We start from the raw sequence: 17,096 nt of genomic DNA, 5'->3' as shown, positions 1-17,096 counted from the left end.
GGCGGCCGCCCCGGATGTTCGGCGGCTCGGTCAGGTCGGCGTCAGGCTCCCGCGCGGGCCGCCATCCGCGCCTTGCGCGCCGCCAGCTTCTCGTCGAACTTCGACGCCTCCGCGTCCAGGCCGCCCATGTACAGGCCGAGTTCGTCCTGCGCCTGCTGCCCCTCGGGGCCGAGGCCGTCGATCTCCATGACCTTGAGGAAGCGCAGGACGGGCTGGAGGACGTCGTCGTGGTGGATGCGCATGTTGTAGATCTCGCCGATTGCCATCTGCGCGGCGGCCCGCTCGAAGCCGGGCATGCCGTGGCCGGGCATCCGGAAGTTCACGATGACGTCGCGCACCGCCTGCATCGTCAGGTCGGGCGCGAGCTCGAAGGCGGCCTTGAGCAGATTCCGGTAGAAGACCATGTGCAGGTTCTCGTCGGTCGCGATACGCGCCAGCATGCGGTCGCAGACCGGGTCCCCGGACTGGTGGCCGGTGTTGCGGTGCGAGACGCGGGTCGCGAGCTCCTGGAAGGAGACGTAGGCCACCGAGTGCAGCATCGAGTGGCGGTTGTCCGACTCGAAGCCCTCGCTCATGTGGGCCATCCGGAACTGCTCCAGCTGGTCCGGGTCGACCGCGCGCGAGGCGAGCAGGTAGTCGCGCATCACGATGCCGTGCCGGCCCTCCTCGGCCGTCCAGCGGTGCACCCAGGTGCCCCAGGCGCCGTCGCGGCCGAAGAGGGAGGCGATCTCGTGGTGGTAGCTCGGGAGGTTGTCCTCGGTGAGCAGGTTCACGACCAGCGCGATCCGGCCGATCTCGGTGACCTTGGACTGCCCCTTCTCCCAGGCTTCGCCGTCCTCGAAGAGACCGGGGAAGTTGCGGCCGTCGCTCCACGGCACGTACTCGTGCGGCATCCAGTCCTTGGTGACCTTCAGATGCCGGTTGAGTTCGTTCTCGACCACTTCCTCCAACGCGTACAGCAGTCGTGCGTCGGTCCAGGAGGAGGACGGGCTGCCGAGGTGAGGGGAAGTGAGGGTCACAGGTACTCCAGGGGGACGCGGCAAACAGTTGAGAGGGTCGGCGGGCGGGCGCCGGTAACCTACGGAATCGTAGGCTACGAAACCGTAGGTTACGAGACCGTAGGTTAAGGGGGCTGTAAAGATCCCTGATCAGCAGTGTTCCGCGGTCATGACAAGCAGCCGGGAATCGCAGGTCCGGGGCCGTCGGGGTGATCGCTCATCCTGTCAGGCGTACAGCTCTCGCAGTCTTACTGAGAGGCAAGTCACACAGCCTTCGAGCTTCTCGAACTCGCTGATGTCCACCACGACCGGTTCGAAACCGAGGTCGGTGAACAGCTCCGCCGTCTTCGGCGCGCTCGCCGCCATGAGCAGCTTGGGTCCGCCGAGCAGGACGACGTGCGAACCCGCTTCCTCCGGCACGGACAGGAAACGCGGGAAGAGCGAGGGCCGGTCCACCTTCGGGATGTGCCCGATGACCGTCCCGTCGGGCAGCGCGGTGACCGCCGACTTCAGATGCAGCACCTTGCTCACCGGTACGGCGACCACCTGGGCCCCGAGCGGTTCGAAGGCGGCGCGCAACTGCTGGATGCCGGCCGCGTTGGTGCGTCCGCCCCGGCCGACGTAGATCGTGTCGCCGACCTTCAGCACGTCACCGCCGTCCAGGGTGCCCGGCTCCCAGATCCAGTTCACCGAGCATCCCAGGCGCGCGACGGCTTCCTCGACGCGGATGGTCTCCTCACGCCGGGACTCGGCGCCGGAGCGGGCGATCAGGGCGACGTTCTTGTACATGACCACGGTGTCCTCGACGAACACCGAGTCCGGGCAGTCGTCCTCCGGGTCCACCTCGACCGTCTCCCAGCCATGCGTGTGCAGGGCCTCGACGTACGCCTCCCACTGTTCGAGCGCGAGATCGACATCGACCTTCTCCCGCTCGATGTGCGTCACCAGACCTTCGGCGAGGCGCGGGCTGGGGCGGCGTACGAGGGCCTTCTTGCTGGGCACGAGGGAACTCCGTATCGGCGGGACAGGGGCGGCCCCGTGACGGGCGCCGGTCAGCATCATGCAGCGCCGGTCCGTGTCGACAAAACCCCCTCTGCCAGGCTGTGGCCCTCTTGAGACGCTCCACGGCTCACGAGCGCCGTCGTGCGGCACGCGCGCGTGCCGCCTCATGGGCCTCACGCAGCAGCCGTACGACCGTTTCCGCCGTCCTCTCGCCCGGATTCACGACGCAGATCCAGCCGAGGGCGCCGTACACCGGATGCGGCAGCACCACGTCGGCGGCCGCGAGGTCGTGCTCCCGCCCGACGAGGCCCGGCAACGCCGTACGGCCGACATGGACGTTGACCCGCCAGCGCCCCGGACGGTCGAGGTCCGAGGCCTGGTCGTCGGGGTAGTTCTTCGTGACGATCGTCCCGTAGGGCTGCGTGTTGCGGGGCATCGGGCCGTCGGGGGCGCAATAGAAGAACGCGTCGCCCCACGCGATCTCGGGGAAGTCTCCACCCGGCCCCGGGACGACCACCAGGGCCCCGTCGAAGCCGCGCACGGTCGCGATGATCTGCTCCATACTCATGGTTCAAGCGTGACCTTCAAGTGCTTCTGTGGGGTTTGCCGAACGATGCGTACCGCCGACGTCGCCAGGGAGTCCGGGTACTCGGTGCAACAGGTGCGCGACCTGGAGCGGTTGGGCGTCCTCCCGCCGGCCGCCCGCGCGGACAACGGCTACCGCCGCTACACGCACACGCATGTGCACGCCCTGCGCGCCTACCGGGGGCTCGTCGGCGCCGTCGGGCCGGTCGAGGCCCGGCTCCTGCTGGCGCGGCTGCGGACCGGGCCCGTCGCGGCGGCCGCCGCCGCGGTCGGCGAGGTCCACGTCCGGCTCGCACGGGAACGCGAGGAAGCCCTGCGTGCCCAGCGGGCGCTGTGGGCGATCCAGGCCGAAGAGGCCGCCCAGGACGACGACTTCATGACGATCACGCAGCTCGCGGAAGCGCTCGGCGTACGCTCCTCGACCCTGAGGTTCTGGGAGGAGGAAGGCCTGGTCCGCCCCGAGCGTGTGACCACACACCGAGCCCGTCGCTACGGCCCCCGGGCCGTCAGGGCGGCGCGCGTCGTCGTCGCCCTGCGCTCCAGCGGGTACGGCATCCCGGCCGTGCGCGAGGTCATGGACTCCCTGGACGGCCTCGACGAACCGGAGGACGCCCGGCGCATCCTTCGTGAGCGACTCGACCGGATTGCCGCCCGGAGCGTGGCGCTGCTCCGGGCGGGAACCGATCTGGCGGCCGTCGTGGACGCTACGCGGGAAACTCCAGGGCGTCCGGAGTGATCTCCCGCAGTTCCCCGTCCAGCATCAGCCAGCGCGTGATGCCGAGCGACTCCAGGAACGGCAGGTCGTGGCTGGCCACGACCAGCGCGCCCTCGTACGACTCCAGAGCCGACGTCAGCTGCCGCACACTCGCCATGTCCAGGTTGTTCGTCGGCTCGTCGAGCATCAGCAGCTGAGGCGCCGGCTCGGCCAGCATCAGCGCGGCAAGCGCCGCCCGGAAGCGCTCGCCGCCGGACAGGGTCGAGGCCTGCTGGTCGGCCCGGCCACCCCGGAACAGGAAGCGGGCGAGACGGGCCCGCACCCGGTTGTTGGTGGCGCCCGGCGCGAACCGGGCCACGTTCTCCGCGACCGACAGCTCACCGTCCAGCACGTCCAGTCGCTGGGGCAGGAAGCGGAGCGGGACATGGGCCGTCGCCTCGCCCGACACCGGCTCCAGTTCTCCGGCGATCGTCCGCAGCAGCGTCGTCTTGCCCGCGCCGTTGCGTCCGATCAGCGCGACCCGCTCGGGGCCCCGCAGGTCGAGACCGCCCGCCACCCGTGCGCCGTACGCGAGTTGCAGGTCCATGAGGGTGAGCACCGTACGACCCGGCGGTACGGCCGTGTACGGCAGGTCGACGCGGATCTCGTCGTCGTCCCGTACGGCCTCCACCGCCTCGTCGAGCCGTTCCCTCGCCTCGGAGAGCCTCTCCTCGTGCATGATCTGGTGCTTGCCCGCGGACTCCTGCGCCGACCGCTTGCGCGCCCCCATGACGATCTTCGGCTCGCGCTTCTGCTCGAACATCTTCTGGCCGTACCGCTTGCGGCGGGCCAACTTGACCTGGGCGTCGACCAGTTCGCGTTTCTGCTTACGGAAGTCGGACTCGGCGACGCGCACCATCCGCTCCGCCGCGTCCTGTTCGACGGCGAGAGCCTCCTCGTAGGCGGAGAAGTTGCCCCCGTACCAGGTGACCTCCCCGGAGCGCAGATCCGCGATCTGGTCGACCAGGTCCAGGAGTTCACGGTCGTGGCTGACCACGATCATGACTCCGGGCCAGGAGGCGACGGCCGTGTACAACCGCCTGCGGGCGTACAGGTCGAGGTTGTTGGTGGGCTCGTCGAGGAGCAGGACGTCCGGGCGGCGCAGCAGCAGTGCGGCAAGGCGCAGCAGCACCGACTCTCCGCCCGAGACCTCGCCGATCCCGCGGTCCAACCCGATGTGGCCGAGCCCGAGTTCACCGAGGGTGGCCAGGGCCCGCTCCTCCACGTCCCAGTCGTCCCCGACGATCTCGAAGTGCTCCTCGGCCACGTCGCCCGCCTCGATTGCGTGCAGGGCGGCCCGCTGTACGGCGATGCCGAGCGCGTCGTCGACCTTCAGGCCGGTGTCGAGCGTGACGTTCTGCGGGAGGTAGCCGACCTCGCCCGCGACGCGGACGGTGCCGTCGGCCGGGGTGAGTTCACCGGCGATGAGCTTCAACAGGGTTGACTTGCCTGACCCGTTGACGCCGACAAGGCCGGTCCGGCCGGGTCCGAAGGCGATGTCGAGGCCATCGAGGACGGAGGTGCCGTCGGGCCAGGAGAAGGCGAGGGAGGTGCAGGTGATGGATGCAGACATACGAGTCTCCGCGGTTGCTCGAAGCGAGAAGGGGCAAACGCGTATCGAGACACCTGCGACCGACGGGAGACGAGAGGAATCGGAGGGCGCGAAAAAGGCCCTGCTCGTCGGGAACGGCTCGTATGCCGAGGTCGCACGCGGTGCACACACCTCACGTGTGTGACACGGTGTCTCAGGACCTCAGACGAGCAACGTCCTTCTCCGATCGACGACAACAGAACCGTTCTACAACGTACGAGGCGGCCTGAGTGCTGTCAACGAGTTAACGCTCACGAGGAGGCCCCGTGCCCGACGGCCCGCTCTCCCTGCCGGCCCATCTCTACCTGCTGGCCTGGGACATCCCGAAGACCGAGGTCACGGGAGCCGACCAGGTTCCCCGCCTGGTCAGGGCCGGTGCCCTCATCGAACTGGCCCGGCGCGGTCTGCTCGTCGACGAGGACGGCATCGCCACGCCGACCGATCTGGACTCGGACACCGGGGACGCCGTCCTGGACGGCCTCCTCGAACTGGTCCGTGAGTCCCGGCCGCACCGGTGGCGGACCTGGGTGACGCTCCGGACCCGGATCACTCTGGACGCCGTACGGGAACAACTCGCCGCCGACGGATATCTGCGACCCCGGAAGAAGCGGGCCCTCGGGCTCTTTCCCACGGTGGACTACGACCTGGAGCACCCGGCCGCGGTGGAGGCGCTGCAGGAGGAGGTCCGGCGGATCCTGCGAGGGCCGACCGTGGACGTCTCCGAGCGGGACGCCACCCTTGTCGTGCTCGCGGCCGCCGCCGATCTGCGTGTGCTGCGAACCCGCGAGGACGCCGCCCGGTACGAGAAGCGTGTCGAGGAGCTCGTCGAGCGCGTCGCCGTGGCGGCTCCGGCGCCAGGGAAGGTCGTCGACGAGGTGCGCGGGGCGGTGGGGGCGACTTCTGTCGTGGCGGGGGGTTGAGGGGGTCGACGGGGCGGATGTCGGTGAGGGCTGCGCAGATGGCATCGACAGTTCGCTGAAACGACCGGCCCCGGTGTTCAGGCCGTCCCGGAATCGGCGGTACTCGACGTGGCACACGTCGGCTCGGAGCATGGCCGAGCCCGCGCACGCCCTGCCGGGCGCGCAGGACCGGCGCGGGACGCCTCAGAGGGCGTCGCGCATCAGCTCCGCCAGGTCGTGGTCCAGGTCGAGCTGGAGGTGTTCGAGACCGGTCGGCACGAGGTCGTTCGTGGCCTCCAGGAAGCGGTGCAGCTCGCCCGTGCGCACATGCACGACGGCGGTGCCCTCGGGGGCGTGGAACTCCAGAACCGTGCGGTCGTAGCCGTAGGGGCGGATCCGGACGTCGCCGTGGCCCTCGGGCTCGCGCAGGCCGGTGGTGAGAAGTTCGCGGCTGAAGGTCCAGCAGACCTCGACGCCCTCCAGGGTGGCCGGGGCGGGGAAGGTCATGCGCACGGCGAACGGATCGCAGCGGTCGTAGCGCAGCGTGGCGGGAATGCTCGGCATCCGCGGTGCCGCGGCGACGAGACGGGCCTGGACTGGCTGCTCGATGACGGTGGACAACGCCTTGCTCCCTTGTGACGGCTGGTTGGACTTCCGGGACGGGACGGGCACTGGAAGAGACGTCGGAATGGGCCAATCCGTGTACACGAAAGTCGAGTGACCTCTGTCACCGTCTTCATGCACGGGTGTGATCCAGCCCTCCTCCTGTGCCCTCAGGGGCACTTGTGGCGGTCTGCGCACCACCCGGTGGACGGCCGAGGGCATCTGGACGGCACCGGGAGCGTGCACTACCTTCGCCCGCCATGAGGCGCTTGGGGAACACACGGAGCACCCGGAACACCCCGAACAGGCTGAACACGCGAGGCAGGAGACGGGCGGTCCTGATGAGCCGGAGCATCGCCGCGGGGGCGGCCTGTGCGGCAGCGCTGACCGCCGTACCGGCCGAGGCGCACGGCCCGGACGGCCGTACGCCGCACTGGGAGCTCAAGGACAGCGGCGCCCCCGAGGTGCGGTTCCGGGGGCTTTCGGCCGTCAGTCGGGACACCGCCTGGCTGGCCGGCACCCAGGGCACGGTGCTGCGCACCACCGACGGCGGAGCGAGCTGGCGAAACGTCTCGCCGCCCGGTGCCGCCGAACTCCAGTTCCGGGATGTCGAGGCTTTCGACGCGCGCCGGGCCGTCGTGCTGGCCATCGGAGCGGGCGAGGCGTCCCGGGTCTACCGCACCGAGGACGGCGGTGTCACCTGGACCGAGTCCTTCCGCAACACCGACGCGAACGCCTTCTACGACTGCCTCACCTTCTTCGACCGCCGCCACGGCCTCGCCATGAGCGACCCGGTCGACGGAAGGTTCCGCATCCTGTCGACCGCCGACGGCGGCCGCTCCTGGAAGGTGCTGCCCCACACCGGGATGCCGGCCGCGCTCGACGGTGAGGCGGGGTTCGCGGCGAGCGGCCAGTGCCTGGTCAGCTCCGGGCCTCGGGACGTCTGGCTGGCCACCGGCGGCGCCGCACGCGCGCGTGTACTGCACTCCGCCGACCGTGGCCTGACCTGGACGGCCTCCGACCCCCCGATCCCGGCGGGCAACCCGGCCAAGGGCGTCTTCGCGCTCGCCTTCCGCGACCGCGCGCACGGAACCGCGGTCGGCGGCGACTACAACCCGGACCAGGCCTCGCCGCGGGCCGGCGCCCGCACCACCGACGCCGGCCGCACCTGGCAGCCCGCCGCCATCGCACCGCCCGCCTACCGCTCCGGCGCGGCCTGGCTCCCGCACAGCCGCGGCGCCGCCCTCGCGGTCGGTCCCACCGGCACGGACCTCACCACGGACGGCGGCCGGACCTGGCGGACCGTCGACACCGGCTCGTACGACACCGTGGACTGCACGGTCGACGGCGGCTGCTGGGCCTCCGGTGAGAAGGGACGGGTGGCTCGGCTGGAGAACTGAGTGGCGAAATGTGGGTACCCGGACGCCGACGGCGAAAGGAGTGATCCCCCATGCCAGCCGGTTCGAACTCGAAGCGCGAACGCCAGTACGAGCACATCAAGAAGAGCGCCCAGGACCGGGGCGAGAGCACCGGACGGGCCAAGGAGATCGCGGCGCGCACGGTCAACAAGGAACGCGCCCGGTCCGGCGAGTCCAAGACCGCCAGCCGTACGTCCACCCAGGACATGTCGTCCGGCAAGCGGGGCGGTCAGCGGTCCGGCAAGGGCTCCCAGGGCCCGACCTACGACCAGCTCTACGAGGAGGCCAAGCGGAAGGGCGTCAAGGGCCGTTCGGACATGAACAAGAGCCAGCTCCAGCGGGCGCTGGGCAACAAGAGCTGACCCCTCAGCCGAGCGTCTCCCGGTATGGCTCCAGCGCCGGGGCCGTCTTCGTCGCGGCGAACTCGGTGACGCGGTACGCGCATACCCCGGCCGCGACGAACGGGTCGCCCGCGGCGATCTCCTCGATCCGCGCACGATCCCCCGCGACGGCGATGATCACCCCGCCGTCGCGGGGGTTCTTGCGTCCCGACGCCAGGAAGACACCCCGCTCGTACTGCTCGTCCAGCCAGGCCACATGCGCCGGCAGCACGGCATCCACGGCATCGAGGGGCGCGGTGTAGATCAGCTCCAGTACGAACATGATCGCGAGCCTACGCCGCTCCGTCGTACGCTCGTCCCCACCATGGCGACAGTGGACATCCCCGCGGGCTGGCCCGCGACCGAGGAACAAGCACGAGCCGTCCAGGACGAGTTGAGAGCGAGGACGGTCCTCGACGAGCCCGGTCCCCCGCCGGGCACCGGCCGGGTCACCGGGGTCGACGTGGCCTACGACGACGAACGGGACGTGGTCGCGGCGGCGGCCGTGGTGCTGGACGCGGCGACCCTGGAGGTCGCGGCCGAGGCGACCGCCGTGGGCCGGATCTCCTTCCCTTACGTCCCCGGCCTGCTCGCCTTCCGCGAGATCCCCACGGTCCTCGCCGCCCTGGACGCCCTGCCGTGCGCCCCGGGCCTGGTCGTGTGCGACGGCTACGGCCTCGCCCACCCCCGCCGCTTCGGCCTCGCGAGCCACCTCGGCGTCCTCACCGGCCTGCCGACGATCGGCGTCGCCAAGAACCCGTTCACCTTCTCCTACGACGATCCCGGCGCCCGGCGCGGCGCGTGGACGCCGCTGCTGGCGGGCTCCGAGGAGGTGGGCCGCGCCCTGCGCACACGCGAGGCCGTGAAGCCGGTGTTCGTCTCCGTCGGCCACCGCGTGAGCCTCGACAACGCCTGCGCGCTCACGCTCGCGCTCACGCCCGCTTTCCGGCTCCCGGAGACGACCCGCAGGGCGGACGCGCTGTGCCGCAGGGCGCTGCGGGAGGCGACGGCCCGTCAGGGGAGCCGAGGGGAGTACTGAGTACGTCGTCTGAGTATCTGTACGGATGTGCGCGCACCGGTGTGGTCGGCAGGCTGTCCCGCATGACGACGCACCGCATGACCCACCGTTCCCCCAAGCCCCTCGCCGACCCCGACCGGCCCGTCGAGCGCGCGGTGACCGCCGCACTGGTCCTCGGCGTGCTCGCGGGGCTCGGCTGGATCGCGGGGATGATCTACACGGTGGCCGGCTGGTCCTTCTGACGCGGGCTCACTTGCTCGCCGCCACCCGGAAGGTGATCCCCGCCTCTCGCAGCCGCTCGATCAGCGCGTCCCCCATCGCCACCGCCGTCGTGACCTGACCGGCGGTCCCGGGGAGGTCGTCGAAGGCCAGCGACAGTGCGGACTCGGCGAACATCTTCGCTGTCTCGTCGTATCCGGGGTCACCGCCCGCGACCTCGGTGAACACCCGCCGTCCGCCGCCCTCGCCGATGAAACGCACGGAGAACCAGCTCTTTGCCCGCTTCTCCGGGCTCGGCCCGTCACCCGGCCTGAGCCGGTCGGACAGCCAGCGCCGCGCGGGCGGCAACTGGGCCGCCGCGAACAGCGCGCCCACGGCCGCGACCCCGCCCACCGCCACCGGCAGCCGCCGTACGGCCGCGTACTGGCGGTAGCGGAAGTCGGGTCCGTAGCGCTCCAGGGCCTTCGCGGAGCGGTGGACGATCTGCGCGTCGATGGTCGGCAGCGGAAGGGCCCAGGCGCCGATTTCCTGGGCGTACCGCGGGGTGCCGGTCGGCGCGGAGGCTCGCCGGCCCACCAGCCGCGGCTCGTGCCGACCGCGGTCCCGCGCGGCGGCGACCATCTGCCGGCCCCGCGCGAACTGGTTGAGCGCCGAGGCGAACGTACCGCCCGAGAAGGTGGCGTCCACGCTCACGAATCCGTCGACGGTCAGCGGCACGCCTTCCGGGAGTTGCCGGACGGTGAAGTACGCCCCCAGGTCGTACGGGATCGAGTCGAACCCGGCCGCGTGCACCAGCCGTGCGCCCGTCTCACGCGCGCGTGCGTCGTGCCGGACGTACATCAGGTCCACGAACTCCGGCTCTCCGGAGAGGTCGAGGTAGTCCGTACCGGCGTCCGCGCAGGCGGCGACCAGCTCCTCGCCGTACGCCAGATAGGGGCCGACCGTGGTGGCCACCACGCGCGCGTGCCCGGCGAGGGCGTGCAGTGAGTCCGGGTCGGACACGTCGGCCGTGAGCACCTCGACGTCCGTGCCCTTGGGCAGCCGTTCGCGCAGTGCCCGGAGCTTGTCCTCGCTGCGGCCGGCGATCGCCCAGCGCAGATCGTCCGGGCCGTGGGCGGCGAGGTACTCCGCGGTCAGCGCCCCCGCGAAACTCGTGGCTCCGAAGAGCACGATGTCGTAGGGACGGTCCGACCTTTTCAGCCTGCTCATGACACTCCTGGATCCCGCCGCACGCGCCGTTGTCGGTGGCCGAGGCTAGCGTGAGGAGTGCGGAGCCCGACGACGAGCCCGGAGGTGGGACGGTGGCCGTGCCCAGGAATGCCCTGAAGAAGTGGGAGAAGGTACGCGAGTTCGCGCTCGCGCTGCCGGGTGCCGCTGAGGAGTTCCCCTGGGGCGAGACCGTCGCCAAGGTCAACAAGAAGGTGTTCGTCTTCCTCGGCGTGAGCGACGGCAGCTACCCGATGGGCGTCACCGTGAAGCTCAAGGGCGCCGAGGTCCACGCCCACGCCCTCGCCTTCCCGGGTGCCGAACCCGCCGGTTACGGCCTCGGCAAGGCCGGCTGGGTGCGCGTCCCGCTCGCGGAGCAGGGCGCCCCCGCAGCGGACCTGCTGTGCGACTGGGTCGAGGAGAGCTACCGCGCGATCGCACCCAAACGGCTCATAGCCGAGATCGACGAGCGGTGACCGGCCGATAATTGGCTAAGCGCTTGCTCGTTCAGGTCTTGTGTCCACTGGTACGCGTTCATAGCATCACTGGTGTTACATCAGTTGTGTCACGCCAATGGGGGCTGGATGACAACGGCAACGAAGCCCGGGCACGGCCCGCTCACCGGCGTGCGCGTGGTCGAGCTGGCCGGTATCGGGCCCGGCCCGTTCGCCGCCATGCTCCTCGCCGACCTGGGGGCCGACGTGGTCCATGTCTCCCGCCCCGGCGGCGTCGCCCTCTCGATCAACCCCGACTACGACATCACCAACCGCAACAAGCGCTCGGTGGTCGTCGACCTCAAGGCCCCGGAGGGCCCCGCGCGGGTGCTCGACCTCGCGGCCCGCGCCGACATCCTGATCGAGGGCAACCGCCCCGGTGTCGCCGAGCGCCTCGGCGTCGGCCCCGAGGACTGCCACGCCCGCAACCCCGCCCTCGTCTACGGCCGGATGACCGGCTGGGGCCAGGACGGGCCGTTGGCCCAGCGCGCCGGGCACGACATCGCGTACATCGCCCTCACCGGAACTCTCGGCATGATCGGCGAGCCGGGTCGCCCGCCGGCCGTCCCCGCCAACCTCCTCGGCGACTACGCGGGCGGCGCCCTCTACCTCGTCGTCGGCGTCCTCGCCGCCCTGCACCACGCGCGCGCGACCGGTATCGGCCAGGTCGTCGACGCCGCCATCGTCGACGGCACCTCCCACCTCGCCGCGATGCTCCACGGCATGACCGCCGCCGGCGGCTGGCAGGACCGGCGCGGCGCCAACCTCCTCGACGGCGGCTGCCCGTACTACGGCACCTACGAGACCGCCGACGGGAGGTACATGGCGGTCGGCGCGCTGGAGCCGCAGTTCTACGACCGGTTCCTGGACCTGCTCGGCCTGCCCGACTTCGCCGACGCCCGCAAGGACTGGACCCGCTGGGGCGAACTGCGCGAGGCGGTCACGGCCCGCTTCCGGAGCCGTACCCGAGACGAGTGGACGGCTGTCTTCGAGGGCACCGACGCGTGCGTGGCACCCGTGCTGTCGCTGCGCGAGGCCCCGCACCACCCGCACCTCGCCGCCCGCGGCACCTTCACCGACCACGGCGGCATCACCCAGCCCGCGCCCGCGCCCCGCTTCTCCGCCACCCCCACGGCCGTACGCACCGGGCCCGCGAGGGCGGGCGCCGACACCGCTGACGTGGCACGCGACTGGGACGTACCGGATCTTTTGAAAGGCCCCGAATGAAAGGCCCCGAATGAAGCGGCAGCTCTTCGCCCCCGAGCACGACGCGTTCCGCGAGACCGTGCGCGCCTTCCTGGCCAGGGAGGTCCTGCCGTACTACGAGCAGTGGGAGAAGGACGGCATCGTCTCCCGCGAGGCCTGGCGGGCGGCCGGCAAGCAGGGCCTGCTCGGGCTCGCCGTGCCCGAGGAGTTCGGGGGCGGCGGCACCACCGACTTCCGCTACGCCACCGTCCTGGCCGAGGAGTTCACGCGCGCGGGCGCGCCCGGCCTCGCTCTCGGACTGCACAACGACGTCATCGGCCCGTACCTCACCGGCCTCGCCACCGAGGAGCAGAAGCGCCGCTGGCTGCCCGGCTTCTGCGACGGCTCGCTCGTCACCGCCATTGCGATGACCGAGCCCGGGGCGGGCTCCGACCTCCAGGGCATCCGCACGCACGCAAAGGACCGGGGCGACCACTGGCTGCTGAACGGCTCCAAGACGTTCATCTCCAACGGGATCATCGCCGACCTGGTGATCGTCGTTGCCAGGACCGCACCCGAGGGCGGGGCCCGCGGACTGTCGCTGCTGGTCGTCGAGCGGGGCACGGAGGGCTTCGAGCGCGGCCGCAACCTCGACAAGATCGGCCAGAAGGCCCAGGACACGGCCGAGTTGTTCTTCCACGACGTGCGCGTGCCCAAGGAGAACCTCCTCGGCGAGCGCGACGGCGCCTTCGGGCACCTGATGACCAACCTCGCCCAGGAGCGCCTGAGCATCGCCGTCTCCGCAATCGCCGCGGCCGAGCACCTCCTGGAGATCACCACCGAGTACGTCAAGGAGCGCGAGGCCTTCGGGAGACCGCTCGCCACCAAGCAGCACATCCGCTTCGAGATAGCCGAGATGGCCACCGAGTGCGCCGTCACGCGCGCGTTCCTCGACCGCTGCGTCGAGGACCACTCGGACGGGGGACTGGACGCTGTCCACGCCTCCATGGCCAAGTGGTGGGCGACCGAGCTCCAGAAGCGGGTCGCCGACCGCTGTCTCCAACTGCACGGCGGCTACGGCTACATGAGCGAGTACCCGGTCGCCAAGGCCTTCACCGACGGCCGTATCCAGACCATCTACGGCGGCACGACCGAGATCATGAAGGAGATCATCGGCCGTTCCTTGCTCGGCTAACCCTTCTTGAAAGGCTTGATTGTGAGCACCGAAGCGTATGTGTACGACGCGATCCGCACCCCGCGCGGCCGCGGCAAGGCGAACGGCGCCCTGCACGGCACCAAGCCCATCGACCTGGTCGTCGGACTGATCCACGAGATCCGTGCCCGCTTCCCGGACCTGGACCCGGCGGCGGTCGACGACATCGTGCTCGGTGTCGTCGGCCCGGTCGGCGACCAGGGCTCCGACATCGCCCGGATCGCCGCCGTCGCCGCCGGACTTCCGGACACGGTCGCCGGCGTACAGGAGAACCGCTTCTGTGCGTCCGGCCTGGAGGCCGTCAACATGGCCGCCGCCAAGGTCCGTTCGGGCTGGGAGGACCTCGTCCTCGCGGGCGGCGTCGAGTCCATGTCCCGGGTGCCGATGGCCTCGGACGGCGGCGCCTGGTTCAACGACCCGATGACCAACCTGGCCGTCAACTTCGTGCCCCAGGGCATCAGCGCCGACCTGATCGCCACGATCGAGGGATTCTCGCGGCGTGACGTCGACGAATACGCGGCTCTGAGCCAGGAGCGTGCCGCGACGGCCTGGAAGGAGGGCCGCTTCGACCGCTCCGTCGTCCCGGTGAAGGACCGCGCCGGCCTGACGGTCCTCGACCACGACGAGCACCTGCGCCCCGGCACCACCGCCGACTCCCTCGGGGGGCTCAAGCCGTCCTTCGCGGACATCGGCGACCTCGGCGGCTTCGACGCCGTGGCCCTGCAGAAGTACCACTGGGTCGAGAAGATCGACCACGTCCACCACGCGGGCAACTCCTCCGGCATCGTGGACGGCGCCTCCCTGGTCGCGATCGGCTCCAAGGAGGTGGGGGAGCGCTACGGACTGCGCCCGCGCGCGCGGATCGTCTCCGCGGCCGTCTCCGGCTCCGAGCCGACGATCATGCTCACCGGCCCCGCGCCCGCCACCGGCAAGGCGCTCGCCAAGGCCGGCCTGACCATCGACGACATCGACCTCGTCGAGATCAACGAGGCCTTCGCGGCCGTCGTCCTGCGCTTTGTGAAGGACATGGGCCTCTCGCTGGACAAGGTCAACGTCAACGGCGGCGCGATCGCGCTCGGCCACCCGCTCGGCGCCACCGGTGCCATGATCCTGGGCAGCCTGATCGACGAACTGGAGCGCCAGGACAAGCGCTACGGCCTCGCGACGCTCTGCGTGGGCGGCGGCATGGGCATCGCCACCGTCCTCGAGCGCATCTGACCCCCTCCCACGGATACGACGGATCACACGGAGCACTTCCTCATGAGCACTCAGTCCACGACCATCCGCTGGGAACAGGACCGCAGCGGCGTCGTCACCCTCGTCATCGACGACCCCAACCAGTCCGCCAACACCATGAACCAGGCGTTCCGCGACTCCCTCGCGGTGATCACCGACCGCCTGGAGGCCGAGAAGGACACCATCCGCGGTGTCGTCATCACCTCCGCCAAGAAGACCTTCTTCGCCGGCGGCGACCTGCGCGACCTCATCCGGGTCACGCCCGAGACCGCGCAGGACCTCTTCGACGGCGGTCTCGCGATCAAGCGCAACCTGCGCCGCATCGAGACCCTGGGCAAACCGGTCGTCGCCGCGATCAACGGCGCGGCCCTGGGCGGCGGTTACGAGATCGCCCTGGCCTGCCACCACCGCGTCGCCCTCGACGCGCCCGGTTCCAAGATCGGCTGCCCCGAGGTCACGCTGGGCCTGCTGCCGGGCGGCGGCGGCGTGGTCCGCACCGTCCGTCTCCTGGGCATCGCGGACGCCCTCCTGAAGGTGCTGTTGCAGGGCACGCAGTACGCCCCGCAGCGCGCCCTCCAGAACGGCCTGATCGACGACGTGGCCACGACGCAGGACGAACTCCTCGCCAAGGCACGCGCGTTCATCGACGCCAACCCCGAGTCCCAGCAGCCCTGGGACAAGCCGGGCTACCGCATCCCCGGCGGCACACCCGCCAACCCGAAGTTCGCCGCGAACCTGCCCGCCTTCCCGGCCACCCTCCGCAAGCAGACCAACGGCGCCCCCTACCCGGCCCCGCGCAACATTCTCGCGGCCGCGGTGGAGGGCTCCCAGGTCGACTTCGAGACGGCTCAGATCATCGAGGCGCGCTACTTCGTCGAACTGGCGGCGGGCCAGACGTCCAAGAACATGATCCAGGCGTTCTTCTTCGACCTCCAGGCGGTGAACTCCGGCGCCAACCGCCCCAAGGGGGTGCAGCCCCGCCAGGTCCACAAGGTGGCCGTACTCGGCGCCGGAATGATGGGCGCGGGCATCGCGTACTCCTGCGCCCGGGCCGGCATCGAGGTCGTCCTGAAGGACGTGTCACCGGAGGCGGCGGCCAAGGGCAGGGCCTACTCGGAGAAGCTCTGCGCGAAGGCGGTCTCCCGCGGCCGTACGACCCAGGAGAAGGCGGACGCGCTCCTGGCCCGCATCACCCCGACGGCGGACCCCCAGGACCTGGCCGGCTGCGACGCGGTCATCGAGGCGGTCTTCGAGGACTCGGCGCTCAAGCACAAGGTCTTCCAGGAGATCCAGCACATCGTCGACCCGGACGCGCTGCTGTGCTCCAACACCTCGACGCTGCCGATCACGGCGCTGGCCGAGGGGGTGGAGCGCCAGACGGACTTCATCGGCCTGCACTTCTTCTCGCCGGTCGACAAGATGCCGCTGGTCGAGATCATCAAGGGCGAGCGCACGGGCGAGGAGGCGCTGGCCCGCGCCTTCGACCTGGTCCGCCAGATCAAGAAGACGCCGATCGTCGTGAACGACTCCCGCGGCTTCTTCACCTCCCGTGTCATCGGCCACTTCCTGAACGAGGGCGTCGCGATGGTCGGAGAGGGCATCGAGCCGGCGTCGATCGAACAGGCGGCGGCGCAGGCGGGCTACCCGGCGAAGGTGCTCTCGCTGATGGACGAGCTCACGCTCACCCTGCCCCGCAAGATCCGCAAGGAGACCAAGCAGGCGGTGGAGGACTCTGGCGGCACCTGGACGCCCCACCCCGCGGAGGCGGTCATCGACCGCATGGTCGACGAGTTCGGCCGCACGGGCCGCACCGGGGGCGGCGGCTTCTACGACTACGGCGAAGACGGCAAGCGCACCGCCCTCTGGCCGGGCCTGCGCGAACACTTCACCCGCCCGGACTCGGAGATCCCCTCCGAGACCGTGTCTTTCAAGGACATGCAGGAACGCATGCTCTTCTCCGAGGCCCTGGACACGGTCAGGCTCCTGGAGGAGGGCGTCCTGACGTCGGTGGCCGACGCCAACATCGGCTCGATCTTCGGCATCGGCTTCCCGGGCTGGACGGGCGGCGTCCTCCAGTACATCAACGGCTACGAGGGTGGTCTGCCGGGCTTCGTGACCCGCGCGCGCGAACTGGCGGACCGGTACGGGGAGAGGTTCACGCCGCCGGCGCTGCTGGTGGAGAAGGCTGAGAAGGGGGAGCGGTTCGGGGACGTCTGAGGTGCGTGGGTGAGTGCGGGGGCGTGGGGGCTGGTCGCGCAGTTCCCCGCGCCCCTTACTTGGTGACCTGGACGCATC

18 protein-coding genes are annotated in these 17,096 nt (G+C 70.7%); 11 read left to right on the top strand and 7 right to left on the bottom strand.

Translation table 11 applies throughout. The features are described from left to right. Positions 1-41: 41 nt before the first annotated feature. The 3 genes from ACI2L1_RS29615 to ACI2L1_RS29605 form a co-directional block, all read right to left on the bottom strand. Positions 42-1,019, bottom strand: coding sequence for an acyl-ACP desaturase (locus ACI2L1_RS29615; protein ID WP_404742451.1), 978 nt, complete (start codon positions 1,017-1,019; stop codon positions 42-44). A 204-nt stretch (positions 1,020-1,223) separates the two neighbouring features. Further along, complete coding sequence (gene ddaH, locus ACI2L1_RS29610) at positions 1,224-2,000, bottom strand: dimethylargininase (protein ID WP_404742450.1); 777 nt, start codon at positions 1,998-2,000, stop codon at positions 1,224-1,226. A gap of 127 nt (positions 2,001-2,127) precedes the next feature. Further along, positions 2,128-2,562 (bottom strand): DUF6194 family protein, encoded by a 435-nt coding sequence (locus ACI2L1_RS29605; RefSeq protein ID WP_404742488.1) that lies wholly within the window; start codon positions 2,560-2,562, stop codon positions 2,128-2,130. A gap of 51 nt (positions 2,563-2,613) precedes the next feature. Between ACI2L1_RS29605 and ACI2L1_RS29600 the strand changes: the two genes are divergently transcribed. Beyond that, a complete protein-coding gene (locus ACI2L1_RS29600; RefSeq protein ID WP_404742449.1) occupies positions 2,614-3,321 on the top strand; it encodes a MerR family transcriptional regulator in 708 nt (235 codons plus the stop codon). Here the strand turns inward: ACI2L1_RS29600 and ACI2L1_RS29595 are convergent. Further along, positions 3,290-4,912 carry an ABC-F family ATP-binding cassette domain-containing protein gene (locus tag ACI2L1_RS29595; RefSeq protein WP_404742448.1) on the bottom strand — a complete coding sequence of 541 codons (1,623 nt, stop codon included), beginning with the start codon at positions 4,910-4,912 and terminating at the stop codon, positions 3,290-3,292. The two genes, ACI2L1_RS29600 and ACI2L1_RS29595, sit on opposite strands and share 32 nt — an antisense overlap. Before the next feature lie 284 nt (positions 4,913-5,196). Here ACI2L1_RS29595 and ACI2L1_RS29590 point away from each other — a divergent pair, with 284 nt between their 5' ends. Next, the gene (locus ACI2L1_RS29590) at positions 5,197-5,850 is read left to right on the top strand and encodes a GPP34 family phosphoprotein (protein ID WP_404742447.1); all 654 of its coding nucleotides are present in this window, start codon (positions 5,197-5,199) and stop codon (positions 5,848-5,850) included. A gap of 183 nt (positions 5,851-6,033) precedes the next feature. Here the strand turns inward: ACI2L1_RS29590 and ACI2L1_RS29585 are convergent, their stop codons facing one another. After that, the gene (locus ACI2L1_RS29585; protein ID WP_404742446.1) at positions 6,034-6,450 is read right to left on the bottom strand and encodes an SsgA family sporulation/cell division regulator; all 417 of its coding nucleotides are present in this window, start codon (positions 6,448-6,450) and stop codon (positions 6,034-6,036) included. 323 nt (positions 6,451-6,773) lie between these two features. On the opposite strand from ACI2L1_RS29585, the gene ACI2L1_RS29580 reads away from it, so the two are divergent. Together ACI2L1_RS29580 and ACI2L1_RS29575 are read left to right on the top strand one after the other, a co-directional pair. Next, positions 6,774-7,832, top strand: a complete 1,059-nt coding sequence (locus ACI2L1_RS29580; protein ID WP_404742445.1) for a WD40/YVTN/BNR-like repeat-containing protein — start codon at positions 6,774-6,776, stop codon at positions 7,830-7,832. A gap of 50 nt (positions 7,833-7,882) precedes the next feature. Then, positions 7,883-8,212 (top strand): plasmid stabilization protein, encoded by a 330-nt coding sequence (locus ACI2L1_RS29575; RefSeq protein WP_404742444.1) that lies wholly within the window; start codon positions 7,883-7,885, stop codon positions 8,210-8,212. A 4-nt stretch (positions 8,213-8,216) separates the two neighbouring features. Here ACI2L1_RS29575 and ACI2L1_RS29570 read toward each other — a convergent pair whose 3' ends face one another. Next, positions 8,217-8,513, bottom strand: coding sequence for a YciI family protein (locus tag ACI2L1_RS29570; protein ID WP_404742443.1), 297 nt, complete (start codon positions 8,511-8,513; stop codon positions 8,217-8,219). Positions 8,514-8,555: 42 nt separating this feature from the next. On the opposite strand from ACI2L1_RS29570, the gene ACI2L1_RS29565 reads away from it, so the two are divergent. Both ACI2L1_RS29565 and mmpA read left to right on the top strand, forming a co-directional pair. Further along, the gene (locus tag ACI2L1_RS29565; RefSeq protein WP_404742442.1) at positions 8,556-9,269 is read left to right on the top strand and encodes an endonuclease V; all 714 of its coding nucleotides are present in this window, start codon (positions 8,556-8,558) and stop codon (positions 9,267-9,269) included. A gap of 62 nt (positions 9,270-9,331) precedes the next feature. After that, positions 9,332-9,490: a morphogenic membrane protein MmpA gene (gene mmpA / locus ACI2L1_RS29560; protein ID WP_306973809.1), complete on the top strand. Its 159-nt coding sequence runs from the start codon at positions 9,332-9,334 to the stop codon at positions 9,488-9,490. A 7-nt stretch (positions 9,491-9,497) separates the two neighbouring features. Here mmpA and ACI2L1_RS29555 read toward each other — a convergent pair whose 3' ends face one another. Next, positions 9,498-10,676 carry a saccharopine dehydrogenase family protein gene (locus ACI2L1_RS29555; RefSeq protein ID WP_404742441.1) on the bottom strand — a complete coding sequence of 393 codons (1,179 nt, stop codon included), beginning with the start codon at positions 10,674-10,676 and terminating at the stop codon, positions 9,498-9,500. A 92-nt stretch (positions 10,677-10,768) separates the two neighbouring features. Between ACI2L1_RS29555 and ACI2L1_RS29550 the strand changes: the two genes are divergently transcribed. From ACI2L1_RS29550 to ACI2L1_RS29530, 5 genes are all read left to right on the top strand, one after another. Beyond that, a complete protein-coding gene (locus ACI2L1_RS29550) occupies positions 10,769-11,149 on the top strand; it encodes an MmcQ/YjbR family DNA-binding protein (protein ID WP_404742440.1) in 381 nt (126 codons plus the stop codon). A gap of 108 nt (positions 11,150-11,257) precedes the next feature. After that, entirely contained in the window at positions 11,258-12,394 is a 1,137-nt protein-coding gene (locus ACI2L1_RS29545) for a CaiB/BaiF CoA transferase family protein (RefSeq protein WP_404742439.1), read from the top strand. Between the two features lie 10 nt (positions 12,395-12,404). After that, positions 12,405-13,547 carry an acyl-CoA dehydrogenase family protein gene (locus ACI2L1_RS29540; protein ID WP_404742438.1) on the top strand — a complete coding sequence of 381 codons (1,143 nt, stop codon included), beginning with the start codon at positions 12,405-12,407 and terminating at the stop codon, positions 13,545-13,547. 21 nt (positions 13,548-13,568) lie between these two features. Then, positions 13,569-14,783, top strand: a complete 1,215-nt coding sequence (locus ACI2L1_RS29535) for an acetyl-CoA C-acetyltransferase (RefSeq protein ID WP_404742437.1) — start codon at positions 13,569-13,571, stop codon at positions 14,781-14,783. A 42-nt stretch (positions 14,784-14,825) separates the two neighbouring features. After that, positions 14,826-17,018: a 3-hydroxyacyl-CoA dehydrogenase NAD-binding domain-containing protein gene (locus tag ACI2L1_RS29530; RefSeq protein ID WP_404742436.1), complete on the top strand. Its 2,193-nt coding sequence runs from the start codon at positions 14,826-14,828 to the stop codon at positions 17,016-17,018. Positions 17,019-17,096: the final 78 nt, after the last annotated feature.

Source organism: Streptomyces sp. NPDC019531 (assembly GCF_044903305.1).
In the GTDB taxonomy this organism is placed as follows: domain Bacteria; phylum Actinomycetota; class Actinomycetes; order Streptomycetales; family Streptomycetaceae; genus Streptomyces.
Note: the sequence above shows the minus strand (reverse complement) of the source record. Positions and strands in the feature narration are given on the sequence as shown.